This is a genomic window from Falsibacillus albus (assembly GCF_003668575.1).
Taxonomy (GTDB): Bacteria; Bacillota; Bacilli; order Bacillales; family DSM-25281; genus Falsibacillus; species Falsibacillus albus.
In genome coordinates this window covers 22,344-40,266 of sequence record NZ_RCVZ01000022.1, presented here as the reverse complement: position 1 = coordinate 40,266, position 17,923 = coordinate 22,344, and the positions used below count along the sequence as shown (strand labels likewise).

The following is a 17,923-nucleotide window of genomic DNA, read 5'->3' as shown; positions in this document are numbered from 1 at the left end:
TCATGAATGAAGATCAGCGCCTGCATGGGCAGCAAGTGAAGGAAAAGCCTTCAAACAAACAAGCGGAAAAGGATTATAGTAAATACTTCGAATCAGTGTATACTGCCCCTTCCTTGAAAGATGCCAAAAAACGCGGCAAGGAAGAGGTTAAATATCATAAAGATTTTGAAATCCCAGAAGAATTCATGGGCTTGGGAAATGGAAAGAAATTTTACATCCGGACGTACGGCTGTCAAATGAATGAACATGATACAGAAGTCATGGCAGGCATCTTTCTTGCATTAGGATATGAAGTCACTGACAGTACGGATGACGCGGATGTGATTTTATTGAATACATGTGCAATCCGAGAAAATGCCGAGAATAAAGTATTTGGTGAAATCGGTCATTTAAAAGGATTGAAACAAGAAAGACCGGATCTTTTGATCGGAGTCTGCGGCTGTATGTCACAGGAAGAATCCGTTGTTAATCGAATTCTCCAAAAACATCAGCATGTCGATATGATATTCGGTACACATAACATTCATCGATTACCCCAAATTCTTAAAGAAGCATACATGTCCAAAGAAATGGTCGTGGAAGTATGGTCTAAGGAAGGCGATGTCATTGAAAACCTTCCGAAAGTCCGCCGGGGAAATATCAAGGCATGGGTAAACATCATGTACGGCTGCGATAAGTTCTGTACGTATTGCATTGTTCCATATACCCGCGGGAAAGAGAGAAGCCGAAGACCTGAAGATATCATTCAAGAAGTGCGTCAGCTCGCTGCCCACGGGTATCAAGAAATCACCCTTCTGGGTCAGAATGTCAATGCTTATGGCAAGGATTTTGAAGATATCACATACGGGCTAGGCGACTTAATGGACGAGCTCAGGAAAATCGACATCCCTAGAATACGATTTACAACGAGCCATCCGCGCGATTTTGACGATCATTTGATCGAAGTATTGGCGAATAAGGGCAACCTTGTAGAGCATATTCATCTCCCGGTACAGTCAGGTTCTACAGATGTGCTTAAAATCATGGCCCGCAAATATACGAGGGAGCAATTCTTGGAATTGGTCAGGAAAATCAAAGTTGCCATTCCAGATGTTGCACTGACTACCGACATTATCGTAGGCTATCCAAATGAGACAGAGGAACAATTTGAAGAAACGATGTCAATGTACCGCGAAGTCGGATTTGAAGCAGCTTATACATTCATTTATTCACCTCGAGAAGGAACACCTGCTGCAAAGATGAAGGATAATGTCCCGATGGAAGTCAAAAAGGAACGACTACAGCGCTTGAACAGCCTAGTCAATGAATTTTCGGCAGAAGCTCTGAAAAAATACAAGGGTCAAGTCGTCGAAGTTTTGGTAGAGGGCGAAAGCAAAAACAACCCTGACGTCCTGGCAGGTTATACGCGTAAAAACAAACTTGTAAACTTCAAGGCTCCGAAAACAGCAATTGGCAAATTGGTGAAAGTGAAGATCACCGATGCGAAGACTTGGTCCTTGAATGGTGAAATGATTGAAGAAATGGCAGAGGTGAAATAAGATGGGAAAATATACAAAAGATGATATTGTAGAACGAGCCACTGAATTGGCGAAGATGATCGCTGAAACAGAAGAAGTGGATTTCTTCAAAAGAGCTGAAGAACAAATCAATGAGAATCAAAAAGTCCGTGAAATGATTGCGAGCATTAAAAGCCTGCAAAAACAAGCGGTCAATTTCCAGCATTATGGAAAGTTGGAGGCTCTTAAAATGGTTGAGGAAAAAATCGAAAAAATTGAAGAAGAACTTGATGCGATTCCGATTGTACAACAATTCAAGGAATCACAGATCGAAGTGAATGATATTCTTCAAATTGTTTCATCCGCGATTTCCAATACTGTGACAGATGAAATCATCAAATCCACAGGAGGGGACCTGCTTTACGGTCAAACAGGCTCCCAAGTAAAAAACAGTACGCCTGGAAGCTGTTCATAAATTAACTAAAACGCGTGGAAACTTCGTTCCACGCGTTTTAATTTTGTCCCACTAGTCCTATTCCTCTTCTTGAAGCTCTGTAATATCCACATCCGATCGTTCCTCCAACGGCCCCCGTAAATGCACCGTAGCAGTCTTTCCATCGTCATGGAGGTTGTCAATCCAAACGGATGCCCCGTTGTATTTCACCACGATGTCTGCGGATGATGAAAGTATTTGTTTGACTCGGTTTTGTTCCATGTTGTTCCTCCTTCATATGTACTCATCGTTATTTTTTGAAAAGCGGGCAAAAAATATCCCATTCCATTGAAGTTTTTTCTTATTCTGATTTGAGTGGACATCGATTGAGTGGGAACATTACCCAACCGTCCGCATACAATGAATTATCACTACACATTTACCTAGAAATCGTCATGAAAAAATATTGGCACACTAGTCTATAGATACGCATACGATGAATTGAAAATGAATGAGGAGGGTTCGCTCGAATGGCAGAATACAGAGAGATTATCACGAAAGCGGTCGTTGCGAAGGGACGTAAGTTCACACAGTCCAATCATACGATCAGCCCGCCGCACCACCCATCGAGCATCTTAGGCTGCTGGATTATCAATCATACGTACGAAGCTCGTAAGGTTGGTAAAAAAGTAGAAGTTTGCGGTTCATACGATATTAACGTTTGGTACTCTCACAATGATAATTCCAAAACATCCGTTGTGACAGAGAGAGTAGAGTATTGCGACGTTATTAAGCTGAAATATCGCGATCCAGATTGCTTAGATGATAAAGAGGTCTGCGCAAGAGTATTGCAGCAGCCAAACTGTGTCGAGGCGGTTATTTCACCAAACGGAAATAAAATTATCGTTCATGTAGAAAGAGAGTTCCTTGTAGAAGTCATCGGAGAAACAAAAGTTTGCGTGGCGATTCACCCGGACGGATGCGACTGTGATGATGAAGAATGGGGCCATGATTTAGACGACGAAGAGTTTGAAGATCTCAACCCTGATTTCTTAGTTGGATGTGAAGAAGAATAACTACTAGGAAGGCAAACTTCCTAGTTTTTCTTTTTTAGAAAGCTATTGTCTCAAAGATAGTTCTTTTTTTCGTTCCTTGTAAATCATTCATCCTTTGCTGTTGATTGGAGCGGCAGGTGCGAGACTCCTCGAGAATGCATGCGCATTTTCTTCGTGCGGTGTTATCTTGAAGAAATGAATTCAATGTCCAGAGGGATCAGCGGGCATGGCGAGCCCTCTCGTAAAAGGAGCATCCTGCCGTGGAAATCAACCTTTCTCCATCTATGTCCAATAACAAGCCTTACGACATGGGCCATTCTTTAATTGGCGCACCAGTGTGAAAATCAACTTATGACCTTTCATTCAAATTTCCAAATTTTATGATCGGACTTTTTGTAATATAATGAAAGTGAAAGACAGTCAAGGAAGGGGGTTCGTGGAACATGCAACATTCATTCATGGGCATTGATCACATTCAAATTGCAGGACCGAATGGATGCGAAGAGGAGGCGAGAAAGTTTTATGGTGAGCTATTGGGCATGATTGAAATCCCAAAGCCTGAAAATCTTCGTAAACGAGGTGGCTGCTGGTTTCAGTGCGGTCGCCAGGAAATACATATCGGAGTAGAGGAAAATTTCACGCCAGCCAAAAAGGCACACCCGGGCATTCTTATCGGCAACCTGTCTGCATTGCGCAGCCATTTGGAGCAAAATGGGGTGGAAATTAAGAAAGATGCACCCATCGAAGGGAGAATTCGTTTTCATATCGTAGATCCATTCGGCAACAAAGTTGAATTCCTAGAGATGCTTTGAATTAAAGGGTGAAGTTCTAGCGAATAAGGAGCCCCCAGGAGGCTCCCGGCCCAGCCCGCGGAAAGGGAAGATTTGAACGAAAATCAACTGCAGTGTTTAACAGGGCCTTCTCATAAAGCATAGATCCCCGAGTTGTTCAGTAAATCCCCATTTTTCATAAAGAGGCTTCATTTCCTGTCTGCAATATAATTCTACGTGTGCGACGTTTTTGATCGACGGATGATGCAGGATGTTGTCCAGCAAAAGTCGTCCCAGCCCTTTCTGCTGGTAATCAGGGTGAATCATTACATCCAGCAATAATGCTTTATAAACGTAATCCGTCAAGACTCTGCCAAAGCCAATAAGCTTTTCAGAATCTACATCAAGGACGCCGATGAGAACATCCGTATGGTCAAGCATTTGTTTAATATCATCTAATTCTCTATCGGTGGACCACCATTGAAGCGAAAATAAGTGCTTTAGCTCCGGAATGTAATTTTCTTCAATAAATGAAATGGTTGAATAGTTCAAATGAAATCCTCCATTATAAGAATTTTCAAGTCCAAGACCAATCCTCACAAGACTTTCCTTCAATCAACGACGTGAATTTACTTCTTATATTATGATATAATAATACCTTGACAGCAATCGATGAACGGAAAGGAATTTGGTGGCAAAATGGCAAAATTCACCCCAATGATTCAACAATACTTACAAGTAAAGGCAGATCATCAAGATGCCTTTTTATTTTTTAGGCTCGGCGATTTCTATGAGATGTTTTTTGATGATGCATTAAAAGCTTCACAAGAGCTGGAGATTACCTTGACGAGCAGGGATGGCGGCGAAGAACGGATCCCGATGTGCGGTGTCCCTTATCATTCCGCTCCTACATATATTGAAAGATTGATAGAAAAAGGCTATAAAATTGCCATATGTGAGCAAACCGAAGATCCAAAACAGGCAAAAGGAGTGGTTAGAAGGGAAGTCGTTCAATTAATCACACCAGGAACGGTGATGGATGGCAAAGGTTTGACGGACAAGGAAAATAACTATATTGCTTCCATTTCGGAATTTCAGGATGGCACAATAGGAATCGCTTATAATGATTTATCGACAGGTGAATCACAGGTGACGATGATGAATGGCGGCCAGGATGAAGTCATGAATGAAATTTCCCTTCTTGGTGCAAAGGAAATCGTTGTAGGGCATCAATTCAATAAAGACCTTGAAAAGACTTTGAAAGAACGTTTTATCGTTACTTTTTCCTATGAGGATGATATTTCCTCCAAAGAAGAATATGCGCCGTTGCTGGTAAATATCCAGCATGAAAAGATGGTTCAGACGGTTTCGCGGCTATTGAATTATTTGCACCGCACACAAAAGAGGAGTCTGGATCATCTGCAGCCTGTTTCGATCTATCAGCTCCAGCAGTTCATGAAAATCGATTATTACTCAAAAAAGAACCTTGAATTAACTGAGACGATTCGCTCAAAAGGGAAAAAGGGATCTCTCCTTTGGCTGCTCGATGAAACGATGACAGCGATGGGAGGTCGTTTGCTGAAGCAGTGGATCGATCGTCCGCTAATTGATCATCAATTGATCAATTCACGATTGAATATGGTCGAAACACTACTCGAGCATTATTTCGAGAGGCAGGATCTGAGGGAAAATCTGAAAGAAGTTTATGATCTTGAAAGATTGGCAGGAAGAGTTGCGTTCGGAAATGTAAACGGCAGGGATTTAATTCAATTGAAAAAATCCTTGCAGCAAGTTCCTTTCATCCGTTCGATCGTAGAGCAGCTTCAAAGTCAGGAATCGGATAGGTTGATCGGTCAATTGGATGCGCTGGAAGATTTAACCGACATGCTGGAGCAGTCCATTATTGAAAACCCGCCATTATCCATCAAAGAAGGCGGAGTCATTCGGGATGGATATCATCAAGAACTCGATCAGTATCGTGATGCTAGTAAAAATGGGAAGGATTGGATTGCCCAGCTGGAGCTGCAAGAAAGAGAGCGAACCGGGATCAGGTCATTAAAAGTCGGATTCAATCGTGTTTTTGGCTATTACATTGAAGTGACGAAAGCCAATCTTCATTTATTGAATGAAAACCGTGATCGATACGAACGCAAGCAGACGCTTACCAATGCAGAAAGGTTCATTACCCCTGAACTGAAAGAGAAAGAAGCCCTTATATTACAAGCGAATGAAAAAAGCATGGAGCTGGAATATGAACTATTTCTGCAGATCCGTGAAAGAGTGAAGGGATACATTCCAAGGCTTCAGAAACTTGCGAAAGCAATCAGCGGTCTGGATGTTTTGCAATGCTTTGCGACCATCAGTGAGAACAGGCATTATTCAAAGCCGGAATTCAATCACGACCGAAGAATCGTCATCGAAGACGGCCGTCACCCCGTCGTTGAAAAAGTGATGGGTGCCCAGGAATATGTACCGAATAATTGTTACATGGATCCAGAGCGGGAGATGCTTTTGATTACAGGTCCAAACATGTCTGGTAAAAGTACGTATATGAGGCAAGTTGCCCTAACAGCTATCCTCGCTCAGATAGGGTGCTATGTTCCAGCAAGCAGGGCGGTTCTTCCTGTATTTGATCAGGTATTCACCAGGATCGGAGCTGCAGATGACCTGGTTTCCGGGCAGAGCACCTTCATGGTTGAAATGCTGGAAGCCAAGAATGCCATCGCAAATGCAACACAAAACAGTTTGATTCTATTCGATGAAATCGGAAGGGGTACTTCGACATATGATGGAATGGCCCTTGCGCAGGCCATCATTGAATACATTCATACAAATATCGGAGCAAAAACTCTATTTTCCACACATTATCATGAACTGACCGTTTTGCAGGAGGAACTTGCCCAGCTTAAGAACGTCCATGTCAGCGCGGTGGAACAAAATGGAAAAGTTGTTTTCCTTCATAAAATAAAGGAAGGTGCAGCTGATAAAAGCTATGGTATCCATGTGGCGGAATTGGCAGAATTGCCGGCAGAACTTATCCGGCGTGCAAATCAAATACTGAATGAATTGGAAAATCAGCATCAGCATGCTCCTGAACCGAAAAAAATTCCAACTTCAAATATGCATGAAAAGAGCGATGAAGAAACGAATCAGTTATCCTTTTTTGAAGAGGCTCCGGCTGGAAAACAAAAGAGTGCTGCATCCACAAAAGAGAAAAAAGTGGCTGATGAACTTCAATCACTCAATATTTTGGATATGACGCCGCTTCAAGCAATGAATGCCTTGTATGAACTTCAAAAGAGACTAAAATAATTCAAAATTTGATGTTGATTGGAGCTGCAGGTGCGATTGTCCGGAAACAAGCGGACCAGGTGAGATCCCGGTTTCCGCCCCTCGGCAAGCGCATCCTGCAATGGAATTCTGGCAATAAGCTGTATCTGTATGTAAAGGGTCATATTTTAAAAATGAAGGAGGTGGAAGCATTGGGCAAAATTATACAGTTGGATGATGCATTATCCAATAAAATCGCCGCTGGTGAAGTTGTAGAAAGGCCGGCATCCGTTGTCAAAGAGTTAGTCGAAAATTCAATTGATGCAAACAGTACAGTCGTGGAAGTAGAAATAGAAGAAGCTGGATTAAGCAGGATTCGCATCATTGACAATGGGCATGGCATCGAAGAGGAAGATGTACTCACCGCCTTCAAACGTCATGCAACGAGCAAAATAAAAGACGAAAATGATCTCTTCCGAATCAGGACGCTTGGATTCAGGGGAGAAGCACTGCCTAGTATTGCATCCGTTTCTTCCTTCGAAATTGTAACAGGTACAGGAGAAGGGTCAGGAACGAGATTGGTGCTGGAAGGCGGTGTAATGAAGGCCCATGAAAAGGCAGCCAGCAGGAAGGGAACAGACATCATTGTTTCTGACCTATTTTATAATACACCTGCTCGTTTGAAGTATATGAAGACCATTCACACAGAACTCGGAAATATTACCGATGTCATGAATCGCATCGCTCTGGCTCATCCGGAAGTTTCGATCAGGCTGGCACATAATGGAAGGGTATTGCTGCAGACGAACGGAAATAATGACCGAAGGCAAGTATTGGCCGCAATTTATGGAATGAATATTGCGAAAAAAATGATTCCGATTGAAGCGGGTTCATTGGACTTTAAGTTAACTGGCTATATTTCCTTGCCCGAAATAACCCGTGCTTCCAGAAATTACATTTCTACTATGGTGAATGGAAGATTCATCAAAAATTATGCATTGGTAAAAGCAATCCAGGAAGGATACCATACACTTCTGCCAATCGGACGCTTTCCGATTGTGGTGCTGGACATTGAAATGGAACCGATATTGGTGGATGTGAATGTGCATCCTGCCAAACTGGAAGTTCGTTTGAGCAAAGAACAGGAGCTTCATGCACTTGTTGCAGACACAATCAAAAATGCATTTAAAAAAGAGGAGTTAATACCTTCAGGCTACATTCCCGCAAAAAAAGAAAAGCCCCAAAGTGAGCAAACATTTATGGAGCTTGATCATTTGCCGAAAGAAGAACGTAAAGAAGAAAGAGTGCAGCATTCATTCATACGTGAAACCGAAACAGCTGAACCTAAATGGGAACCGATCGTGAGTGATGGTCCTCCAGTGGTAAACAAGCTTGATTTAACGATTGCAGGATCAGCAGATGATCGGGAAGAAGAATCCCATTTCGAAACGCCTGTGAGCAGGGATGTAGAAATTAAAAATTTTCATGATAAGGAACCTGTTCCGACTCCTGAAAAGGATGCAGGGGGATCACGCGTCCCACCTTTGTATCCGATTGGGCAAATGCATGGAACCTATATCATGGCCCAAAATGACAATGGTCTATATATCATTGATCAGCATGCAGCCCAGGAAAGGATCAAATATGAATTTTTTCGTGAAAGAGTTGGTGAGGTAGAAAAAGAACTGCAGGACATGCTAGTTCCGCTGACCTTCGAATATTCGATGAATGAATGCATCAAAATCGATGAGTACAAAGATGAGCTTGAAAAAGTGGGGGTGTTTCTTGAAACCTTTGGTCATAACAGCTATATTGTCCGCTCCCATCCCCAATGGTTTCCTAAAGGAATGGAACAGGAAATCATTGAGGATATGATTGAACAGCTCCTTTCCATGAAAAAGGTCGATGTGAAAAAGCTGCGGGAAGAAGCGGCGATCATGATGAGCTGTAAAGCTTCCATAAAGGCGAATCATCATTTGCGCAATGATGAAATACAGGCGCTTCTCGATACACTCAGGAGCACTTCCGATCCATTCACATGTCCGCATGGACGCCCGATCATCATCCACTACTCCGTGTATGAAATGGAAAAGATGTTTAAACGGATCATGTAAGAGAGAATTCCATCACAAGAAACGTTTGGTCCTGGAGACCAAACGTTTTTTAAGGTGCCTAATTGTCTTTTAATGCATCTTTTTCCACTCGCAAAAGAATTCGGTCATTTTCGTTTGAACAGCCACTAATAATAAATTCAACGTATCCTTGTTCGTTTTCCTTCTTAATTATTCCTGTACATAGATCTCGTTTTATCCCTTTATCATTTCCACCATACTCATCATTGGAATTATCATAAATATAACGTATAACTTTTCCATCAAATTGTAAGTCATGGTATATCGGGTCTCCTTCGAGGGTATATTCTGTCACTCGTATTTTATCTTTTTTCTTGTCAGATAGATTGATTAAGAATTGTTCGAATCGATCAAGATTGTCAACTTTTGACTGATATACCACATCGCCTCTCTTTACCGCTTTATCATAAGAATATGCACCATTCGAACAACCAAAAGTGGTTATTACAATCAAAATTATTGTAAGAGTCGATATAAATTTATTCAATTCTCGCCCTCCAGGCAGATTTAGAGTTTGATTATATGTTATCAAAAATTTCCATTTAATTACCATCGGCGAAAATCGAGCATCATGCAGCGGAAATTTTATTCAATTTCAAATTTTTTTATGAATAATATGGAAGAGCTCCTATTCTTGTAGTACATTATTAATTGAGAGCAAATATGTGAGGTGGATGTGTGAAAAAGATAACCTTGGACTACATTCTTTTGAAGAAAGAATTTGAAACAAAGTTAAAACGCCAGCTTTGCACCAAGGAAATTGACTTTCTTTTTTGGCTCACCAAGAAAACGCAGAATACATAAATCGAAATTCATACATATGTAGATGGGGCCGGCCAACGGGGTGGCCTTTTTTTCTTGATTGCAGTCAACTGTTTGTAAAATCTATCAAACGCATTAGCTGTATTATCGACAAATATTTAATTAAATTCTTTCTTGTAAATCATTCATCATTTTATGGTGATTGGAGGGGAAGGTGCGAGACTCCGGAGGGCTGACCGCGAGCCTCTCGGAAAGCGGACATCCTGCCGCGGAAATCAACCTTACTCTACCTTTGATTAATGCATCTTCTCGCAAGAATAAAAAAGAAAAAATTGCATGGATATCCCCTGCATTCTATACTATAAGGATTGAACGAAAAGTATGATAAATGACGAGGTGAACGAAATGAGTTTTCACGGACAAAAGATCATTCCGGCTATCCGCTCGATGAAGGATTTCGAAAAGATGCTTGATACTCCGTATACATACGGTGTTTTTCTAGATATGCATATAGGGATGCTTAAAAGTGTCTTTGGGCATGCAAAGCAGCATGGAAAAAAAATGTTTTGCCATGTAGATTTGATTCAAGGGTTAAGCAATGATGAGGCAGCGGCTGAATATATTTGCCAAGAGATAAAACCTTATGGTCTGATTTCGACAAAAGGAAGCGTCATCATGAAAGCCAGGCAAAAAGGGGTATACGCCACGCAGCGCGCCTTCATCATCGATACCCATGCGTTGGAGCGAAGCATCAAGCTGATCGAAAAGACAAATCCTCATTATATTGAAGTACTTCCCGGCGTCATTCCTAAAATTATTAAAGAAATTCATGAAAGGACAGGGAAGCCGATATTTGCAGGTGGATTGATTGATCATGCGGAGGAAGTGGAAGAAGCGCTGCAGGCGGGAGCTTCCGCCATTACGACATCAAATCTTGATCTTTGGAACAAATACAGAGATTGGAATTAGAATATTTTTCCTGAAGAGGGTGATATATTTAAAGGAAAATAATTGACAGCGTTTTCAGAATGAGATAATATATTCTTAAGTTAATAGTTCGTGACGGAGAATTGAGAGAATCACACATTGCCTTACTAGTGGGCAAGCTGTGTGATTCTCTCTTTTTTTATGCGAACGAAGTAAAAATCTTTGAATGCTATAGGATGAAGGAGGAAAAGGACATGTCACCATTTTTAGCTGAAATGGTCGGTACGGCCATTTTAATCATTTTGGGTGCAGGTGTCTGTGCCGGAGTGAACTTGAAGAAATCATTTGCAAAAGATTCAGGATGGATTGTCATCACGATGGGGTGGGGAATGGCGGTGGCTGTTGGAGTATATGCTGTTGGCCAATACAGTGGTGCCCATCTTAATCCTGCAGTAACATTGGGACTGGCCTTCAAGGGTGATTTTCCCTGGAGCGATGTACCAAGCTATATTTTAGCGCAGATGCTTGGGGCAATCATCGGATCAGCGGTTGTATATTTGCATTATCTCCCGCACTGGAAGGTGACCGAGGATCCTGGTGTGAAGCTTGGTGTTTTTGCCACGGGTCCTGCAATCCCACATTATTTCTCAAATTTACTAAGTGAAATTATCGGAACCTTCGTTCTGGTAGTAGGAATTCTTTCTATTGGAGCGAATAAGTTTACTGATGGGCTGAATCCATTCATCGTTGGTTTTTTGATCGTCAGCATTGGTCTATCACTTGGTGGGACGACTGGATATGCCATTAACCCGGCAAGGGATTTAGGACCCCGGATTGCTCATTTCATTCTCCCGATAGCAGGAAAGGGGCCATCCAACTGGGGCTATTCTTGGATTCCCGTCACCGGACCGATTCTCGGAGGTTCGTTCGGTGGACTTTTCTATAAAGGGGTTTTTGAAGGTGAAATGACAGGGGCATTTTGGTATGTACTCGCAGCCATGGTTGTGGTAATGGTCATTTCCCGCTTTGCCGATCATGAAGAAAACCGAGAAACTAAAAGAAATAAATTAACAGCATAATTTAAAGGAGGAAGCAAACATGGAAAAATTCATTCTTTCTTTGGACCAAGGGACAACAAGTTCAAGGGCAATTCTATTCAATCAAAAAGGAGAAGTGGTTCACGTAGCCCAAAAGGAATTTACACAACATTTCCCTAAACCGGGCTGGGTGGAGCATAACGCCAATGAAATCTGGGGTTCCATTCTTGCTGTCATTGCCACTGTTTTATCAGAAGCATCCGTCAAGCCGGAACAAGTGGCTGGAATCGGCATAACAAATCAGCGGGAAACCGCTGTCGTTTGGGACAGAGAAACTGGACAGCCTGTCTACAATGCCATTGTATGGCAATCGCGACAGACTTCAGAAATATGCGATCAATTAAAGGCTGAAGGCTACAATGACCTTTTCCGTGAAAAAACAGGTCTTCTCATAGATGCATATTTTTCAGGGACCAAGGTAAAATGGATCTTAGATAATGTTGAAGGGGCACGCGAAAAAGCGGAAAAAGGCAAATTAATGTTTGGGACGATCGATACATGGCTGATCTGGAAATTGTCTGGAGAAAAAACGCATGTAACCGACTATTCGAATGCATCCAGAACGTTAATGTTTAACATTCATGAATTAAAATGGGACAAAGAGCTGCTGGATATCCTGACGGTGCCCCAATCGATGCTTCCAGAAGTGAAGCCGTCATCTGAAATCTATGCGAAAACGATACCCCACCACTTCTTTGGCCAGGAAATTCCGATTGCAGGTGCAGCTGGCGATCAGCAAGCAGCGCTGTTCGGCCAAGCGTGCTATGAAAAAGGAATGGCGAAGAATACGTATGGCACAGGCTGCTTTATGTTGATGAATACCGGTGAAAGAGCTGTTGCTTCTGAAAACGGTTTATTGACGACGATTGCTTGGGGAATTGATGGGAAAGTGGAATATGCCCTGGAAGGAAGTATTTTCGTTGCAGGCTCCGCCATTCAATGGCTGCGTGATGGCTTGCGTATGTTAAAGGATGCAAAGGATAGTGAAGGATATGCGGAAAAAGTGGAATCCACGGATGGCGTATATGTCGTTCCGGCGTTTGTCGGCTTAGGGACCCCGTATTGGGACAGTGATGTCAGGGGAGCAGTATTTGGATTGACGCGCGGTACATCAAAAGAACATTTTGTCAGGGCCACTCTTGAATCCCTAGCCTATCAAACCAAAGATGTCCTGACTGCAATGGAGGGGGATTCGGGAATTTCTCTAAAAACGTTGAGAGTGGACGGCGGTGCTGTCAAGAATAATTTCTTAATGCAGTTCCAGAGCGATTTGCTTGATGTTCCTGTTGAGCGGCCGGTAGTGAATGAAACAACTGCACTGGGTGCAGCCTACCTTGCCGGACTGGCAGTTGGTTACTGGAATAACAAGGGAGATATTGCCCAAAACTGGAACTTGGATAATCAATTCAAGCCAGATATGCTGGAAGAGAATCGAAAAAATTTATATGCCGGCTGGAAAAAAGCTGTGAATGCGGCGATGGCATTTAAATGATTTTTATGCTACAATGAAATTAAGTTAATAACTCGGTTGGAGATCAGGAGAGACCACACTGCATTATGGCAACAATACCATAATGTCAGTTTGTGGTCTCTTTTTGTCTTTTTTGGCCGTTACTTCAAAAGAGGAGGAATTCAGCATGGCGACAAGAGCATTCACTAATATTAATAGAAAAGAACGGATCAATGAGTTAAAGAAAGAAGAATTTGATCTGCTGATCATAGGCGGAGGGATAACCGGTGCAGGAATTGCATTGGATGCAACTACAAGAGGGATGAAGGTAGCTCTCGTAGAAATGCAGGATTTTGCCGCAGGGACATCCAGCCGCTCAACGAAGCTTGTACATGGCGGACTTCGCTATTTAAAACAATTCGAAGTGAAAATGGTTGCCGAAGTGGGGAAAGAGCGTGCGATTGTCTATGAAAACGGACCACATGTCACCACACCGGAGTGGATGCTGCTGCCGATTCATAAAGGCGGGACATTTGGAAGATTCAGTACTTCAATCGGCTTGCGAGTGTACGATTTCCTCGCAGGTGTAAAACGGTCTGAACGAAGGAAAATGCTATCATCAACCGAAACATTGAAGAAAGAGCCCCTCCTGAAAAAACACGATCTAAAAGGCGGAGGCTATTATGTGGAATATCGGACTGATGACGCCAGATTGACGATTGAGGTAATGAAGGAAGCGGTTAAAAGGGGCGCCAATGTCATCAACTATACAAAAGCCGAAGAATTCCTATACGATGATAAAATCATCAAAGGAATAAAAGCAACTGACCTTTTATCCGGTGAGAAATTTACGATTTCAGCTGCTAAAGTTGTCAATGCGGCAGGCCCTTGGGTCGACCAAGTGCGGGGCAAGGACTATTCTAAAAACAATAAGCAGCTCCGTTTGACAAAAGGGGTACATCTTGTCATTGACCAGTCCGTATTTCCACTAAAGCAAGCGGTTTATTTTGATACACCAGACGGAAGAATGGTTTTTGCCATACCGAGGGATGGGAAGGCATATGTAGGAACAACGGATACATTTTTCGATGGGGACAAAGCGCATCCAAAAATGACTTCAGAAGATCGCGAATATATTCTTAAAGCCATCCATTTCATGTTCCCGGATGTCAATGTCGCTGAAGGAGATGTTGAATCCAGCTGGGCTGGGGTTCGGCCGTTGATTTATGAGGAAGGAAAAGACCCATCCGAAATTTCAAGAAAAGATGAAATTTGGGAAGCTGACAGTGGATTGATCACCATTGCCGGTGGGAAATTAACCGGTTATCGCAAAATGGCCGAAACTGTAGTGGATTTAGTTTCGAAACGTATAACTGAAAGCAAGGGAAAGTCCTTCAAAACGTGTGAAACAAAGCATTTGCCGATTTCAGGCGGCGATGTAGGAGGTTCAATGAAGTTCCAACAATTTGTCGAAAAGATGGCTAAGGCTGCCGTGAATATTGGGTTATCACCTGAAGAAGGCAAGCAGCTGGCAAGTCGGTATGGCACGAATGTAGAAAAAATCTTCTCATATGTCCAAAATTATGAAGGCGGGGATTTAACTCCGATTGTATTTGCTGAATTGAAATATGCAATTGAAGAAGAAATGATTGCAAAACCGGTCGACTTCTTTATCAGAAGGACAGGTGCAGTCTTTTTTGATAGGGAGTGGGCAGAAAAATGGAAAAACCCAGTAGTTGAATTCATGGCCAACGAGTTGGGATGGAAGGCAGAAGAAAAGCTGCTATATAAGAAAGAATTAGAACAAGAATTAATAGACGCTGCAAAACCAATAGACCTTGCATAAATAGCTGGCATTTGCCAGCTTATTTTTTTTGGCTGAGAAAATAGTCTTCAATTCCCGGGGTGTAAGAAGGATTTCGGTTGTACAATGGCAAATTTATAGTACCAAAGGGGGAGTGAATATATGGAGGTCGTTCTGCAGCCCAAGAGAAGAAAGAGATGGGTAAAGATTTTAATCTGGAGTGCAGCTATTCTAGTACTATTGGTCATTGCTGCCGCTATTTTTGCAAACGTTTTTACAGAGCGTCTGCTGCCCAAGACAGCTGGGGAGCTATCGGTTGCCGGGCTAAGCAAAAAAGTCGAAGTCATCAGAGATAATGAAGGGGTCCCCCATATTCAAGCTGAAAATGAACATGATTTGTATTTTGCGCAAGGATATGTTCAAGCGCAGGACCGCCTATTCCAAATGGATTTAAGCAGAAGACAGGCATCGGGCAGGTTGAGTGAAGTAATCGGCGCCTCAACCATAGATCGTGATAAATTTTTCCGGACATTGGGTTTGAGGAGAGCAGCCGAGGCGTCCTACAATAACTATTCGGAGAAAGCGAAAGAAGTCCTTCAAGCATTTGCAGATGGCGTGAATGCATATATAAAGGACGCCGAAAAAGAGAAAAAATTGCCGATCGAATTTACTTTATTGGATTATAAACCTGATAGCTGGACTCCGACTGATTCGCTGACCATCGGAAAGTATATGGCATTTGATTTGGGTGGACACTGGCAGGGACAGGCATTTCGCTATTGGGCGGAAAAAAATCTTTCTTCTGAAAAGGCTAAGGAATTATTCCCATCCTATCCTGAAGATGCCCCCGCTATAATTGCCGATCTAGGAGATATGAATATTGATGTTGAAAAAACTTTGTCCTCCAGCATCATTCCTCCAGAGTTCAATGGCAGCAACAATTGGGTGGTCAGCGGAGAAAAAAGTGAGTCAGGCAAACCGATGCTGGCAGACGACCCGCACCTGTCGCTTGCTACTCCATCCATTTGGTATCAGATGGCATTGAAGACGAATGGAATGGACGTAAGCGGCGTCATTTTTGCAGGCATTCCGGGCATCATACTCGGCCATAATGAACACATTGCGTGGGGGGTGACCAACACTGGGCCAGATGTCCAAGACTTATATATTGAGAAAAGAAATCCCGATAACAAAGATGAATTTTTATACAAGGACAAATGGGAAAAAGCTACGATCATCCAGGAGCCGATAAAAGTGAAGGGTGAAAAGACAATACCATATGAGGTGACGATCACAAGACACGGTCCGGTTATTTCAGATTTTGCTTACAAACAAAAGGGAGACAGTGTTTTTTCATTGAGATGGACTGCTCTTGATCCATCCTCTGAATTAGAGGCAGTTCTGAATATGAATAAAGCCAACAATTGGAAGGAGTTCGAAAAGGCGCTTGAAAAATTTGAAACACCTACACAGAACTTTGTTTTTGCATCAGATGATGGAACGATTGCCTACAAAGCCAACGGGAAGATACCGATTAGGAAAAGTGGAGACGGGTTACTTCCTGTTCCGGGATGGACGGATGAATATGAGTGGACGGGGTTTATACCATTTGATGAGCTCCCAAAAGTCGTAAATCCAAAGGAAGGTTTCATTTCTTCAGCAAACAACAAGGTAATATCTAGCGACTACCCTTATCATATCAGCAATACCTGGGCGCAGCCGTATCGTCAAATGAGAATACAGGAAGTATTGAAGAGCAAAGATAAGCTTTCAGTCGAGGATATGCAATCGCTTCAAATGGACCAAACGAATTTGTACGCAAGGGAATTTGTTCCCCAATTTTTGAAGGTGATGAAGAATGATAAAGGGAATGGTATTGAAAAGGAAGCTTTAAAGCTCCTCGGCAAATGGAATTACGTTGATGATAAAAATAAACCGGCTCCATTGATCTTTAACTTATGGATGAAGGAAATCCCTAAAGTCCTTTATGAGAAGGACATTCCAGACGATGTATTGAATTTATTCGATGGGAAACAACAGGTGACGGATAATATATTACGGACAGCGCTGGCTGGAGAAAATTGCGCTTGGGTTGATGAAAATGGAGGAATCGACTCACTCCTCCATACTGCATTAAAAAATGTACTAAACCGTCTCGCAAAAGATTATGGCAATCATCCAGAACAGTGGAAGTGGGGGGATTATCATCAACTATACTTTGCTCATCCAATCTCACAGGCTTCAAATCTTCTGGCCTATTTCTTCAATAACGAGGACCCCATCCCGGTAGGTGGAAGCCAAGTTACTGTACAAGCGGCCAGCTATGAAGATGATGGCATTGTGGACCACGGTGCATCATGGAGGTTCGTCATTGACACTGATGATATGTCAAAGTCCTATCATATTATAGGACCAGGAGAATCAGGACATTTTAGGAGCCAATGGTACCATAATCAAATAAAGGATTGGATTAAAGGGAACTATCATTTGACAAATTTAAATGAAAAACCAGGAGAAAACAAATATGATTTGACGCTTTTACCAAAGAAGAATTCAAAATGAACAGCTGGGCTTGCCGTGCAGAAAGTGGATAAATAAGAAAACTTTTAATGTACTCTTTTAGAAAGATAAAATTTCATCAAATGATGTTGATTGGAGCGGAAGGTGCGAGACTCAGGAGGGATTAGCGGGCAAGGTGAGACCCCGCAGAGAAGCGAGGAGATATAA

14 protein-coding genes are annotated in these 17,923 nt (G+C 42.3%); 11 read left to right on the top strand and 3 right to left on the bottom strand.

The features are described from left to right. The first annotated feature begins 2 nt into the window (after positions 1–2). Positions 3–1,538 (top strand): tRNA (N6-isopentenyl adenosine(37)-C2)-methylthiotransferase MiaB, encoded by a 1,536-nt coding sequence (gene miaB, locus D9X91_RS20790; RefSeq protein ID WP_121682575.1) that lies wholly within the window; start codon positions 3–5, stop codon positions 1,536–1,538. A gap of 1 nt (position 1,539) precedes the next feature. Next, positions 1,540–1,971, top strand: a complete 432-nt coding sequence (locus D9X91_RS20785) for a RicAFT regulatory complex protein RicA family protein (protein ID WP_121682574.1) — start codon at positions 1,540–1,542, stop codon at positions 1,969–1,971. 57 nt (positions 1,972–2,028) lie between these two features. Here the strand turns inward: D9X91_RS20785 and D9X91_RS20780 are convergent, their stop codons facing one another. Then, entirely contained in the window at positions 2,029–2,211 is a 183-nt protein-coding gene (locus tag D9X91_RS20780) for an H-type small acid-soluble spore protein (RefSeq protein WP_121682573.1), read from the bottom strand. 248 nt (positions 2,212–2,459) lie between these two features. Between D9X91_RS20780 and D9X91_RS20775 the strand changes: the two genes are divergently transcribed. Further along, positions 2,460–3,005: an outer spore coat protein CotE gene (locus tag D9X91_RS20775; protein WP_121682572.1), complete on the top strand. Its 546-nt coding sequence runs from the start codon at positions 2,460–2,462 to the stop codon at positions 3,003–3,005. A 422-nt stretch (positions 3,006–3,427) separates the two neighbouring features. After that, the gene (locus D9X91_RS20770) at positions 3,428–3,796 is read left to right on the top strand and encodes a VOC family protein (protein WP_121682571.1); all 369 of its coding nucleotides are present in this window, start codon (positions 3,428–3,430) and stop codon (positions 3,794–3,796) included. Between the two features lie 96 nt (positions 3,797–3,892). Here the strand turns inward: D9X91_RS20770 and D9X91_RS20765 are convergent, their stop codons facing one another. After that, positions 3,893–4,306 carry a GNAT family N-acetyltransferase gene (locus D9X91_RS20765; RefSeq protein ID WP_148709101.1) on the bottom strand — a complete coding sequence of 138 codons (414 nt, stop codon included), beginning with the start codon at positions 4,304–4,306 and terminating at the stop codon, positions 3,893–3,895. A gap of 147 nt (positions 4,307–4,453) precedes the next feature. Between D9X91_RS20765 and mutS the strand changes: the two genes are divergently transcribed. Both mutS and mutL read left to right on the top strand, forming a co-directional pair. Further along, on the top strand, positions 4,454–7,066 hold the full coding sequence (mutS, locus tag D9X91_RS20760) for a DNA mismatch repair protein MutS (RefSeq protein WP_121682569.1): 2,613 nt from the start codon (positions 4,454–4,456) through the stop codon (positions 7,064–7,066). Positions 7,067–7,236: 170 nt separating this feature from the next. Beyond that, a complete protein-coding gene (mutL, locus tag D9X91_RS20755) occupies positions 7,237–9,138 on the top strand; it encodes a DNA mismatch repair endonuclease MutL (RefSeq protein WP_121682589.1) in 1,902 nt (633 codons plus the stop codon). A gap of 58 nt (positions 9,139–9,196) precedes the next feature. Here mutL and D9X91_RS20750 read toward each other — a convergent pair whose 3' ends face one another. Next, positions 9,197–9,643 (bottom strand): DUF4362 domain-containing protein, encoded by a 447-nt coding sequence (locus D9X91_RS20750; protein ID WP_158598381.1) that lies wholly within the window; start codon positions 9,641–9,643, stop codon positions 9,197–9,199. 680 nt (positions 9,644–10,323) lie between these two features. On the opposite strand from D9X91_RS20750, the gene D9X91_RS20745 reads away from it, so the two are divergent. From D9X91_RS20745 to D9X91_RS20725, 5 genes are all read left to right on the top strand, one after another. Then, on the top strand, positions 10,324–10,887 hold the full coding sequence (locus D9X91_RS20745) for a glycerol-3-phosphate responsive antiterminator (RefSeq protein ID WP_121682588.1): 564 nt from the start codon (positions 10,324–10,326) through the stop codon (positions 10,885–10,887). Between the two features lie 212 nt (positions 10,888–11,099). Then, on the top strand, positions 11,100–11,924 hold the full coding sequence (locus D9X91_RS20740; protein WP_121682567.1) for an MIP/aquaporin family protein: 825 nt from the start codon (positions 11,100–11,102) through the stop codon (positions 11,922–11,924). 19 nt (positions 11,925–11,943) lie between these two features. Beyond that, positions 11,944–13,434, top strand: a complete 1,491-nt coding sequence (glpK, locus tag D9X91_RS20735; RefSeq protein WP_121682566.1) for a glycerol kinase GlpK — start codon at positions 11,944–11,946, stop codon at positions 13,432–13,434. Between the two features lie 145 nt (positions 13,435–13,579). Beyond that, on the top strand, positions 13,580–15,238 hold the full coding sequence (locus tag D9X91_RS20730; protein WP_121682565.1) for a glycerol-3-phosphate dehydrogenase/oxidase: 1,659 nt from the start codon (positions 13,580–13,582) through the stop codon (positions 15,236–15,238). A 120-nt stretch (positions 15,239–15,358) separates the two neighbouring features. After that, positions 15,359–17,758 (top strand): penicillin acylase family protein, encoded by a 2,400-nt coding sequence (locus tag D9X91_RS20725; RefSeq protein WP_121682564.1) that lies wholly within the window; start codon positions 15,359–15,361, stop codon positions 17,756–17,758. The last annotated feature ends 165 nt before the right edge of the window (positions 17,759–17,923 follow it).